This is a genomic window from Streptomyces flavofungini (assembly GCF_041028215.1).
Lineage (GTDB): Bacteria > Actinomycetota > Actinomycetes > Streptomycetales > Streptomycetaceae > Streptomyces > Streptomyces flavofungini_B.
The window spans coordinates 1-785 of record NZ_JASKYR010001354.1 but is presented as its reverse complement, the minus strand read 5'-3'; the positions used below and the strand labels follow the sequence as shown (position 1 = coordinate 785).

1 protein-coding gene is annotated in these 785 nt (G+C 75.2%); it reads left to right on the top strand.

Annotated elements, in window-relative coordinates; translation table 11 throughout:
• Positions 1-24: 24 nt before the first annotated feature.
• The coding region (gene crtI, locus AB8Z36_RS41010) for a phytoene desaturase family protein (RefSeq protein WP_369218424.1) at positions 25-785 on the top strand (761 nt) is incomplete at its 3' end.

The following is a 785-nucleotide window of genomic DNA, read 5'->3' as shown; positions in this document are numbered from 1 at the left end:
CCCCTCCTCCGAGACGAGCYGCCGATGAGAACCGTGGAAGGACCCACCGCCCGGGTGGTGGTCGTCGGCGCCGGGCTCTCCGGGCTCTCCGCCGCGCTGCACCTGCTCGGCGCCGGCCGCGAGGTGACCGTCGTCGAACGCTCGGCGCACCCCGGCGGCCGGGCCGGACTCCTGGAGCGCGGCGGCTACCGCTTCGACACCGGGCCCACCGTGCTCACCATGCCCGACCTGGTGGCGGAGGCCTTCGCCGCCGTCGGCCAGGAACTCGGCGACCACCTGGAGCTGCTCCCCCTGCATCCCGCCTACCGGGCCCGGTTCGCCGACGGCAGCAGCCTCGACGTCCACACCCGGGCCGAGGAGATGGAGGCCGAGGTCGCACGCTTCGCGGGCGCCAGGGAGGCGCTCGGCTACCGGCGCCTGCGCGCCTGGCTCACCCGTCTGCACCGCGTCCAGACGCACCGCTTCATCGACGCCAACTTCGACTCCCCGCTGAACCTGCTCACCCCCGACCTCGCCCGCCTCGCCGCCCTCGGCGGCTTCGGCAGGCTCGACGCCCGCATCGGCCGCTTCCTCTCCGACGAACGGCTGCGCCGCGTCTTCTCCTTCCAGTCCCTGTACGCGGGTGTCCCCCCGGCCCGCGCCCTGGCCGCGTACGCCGTCATCGCCTACATGGACACCGTGGCCGGGGTCYTCTTCCCGCGCGGCGGCATGCACGCCCTGCCGCGCGGSAWGRMSRCCGCCGCCACGGACGCCGGTGCCGACATCCGCTACGGCCACGACGTGAC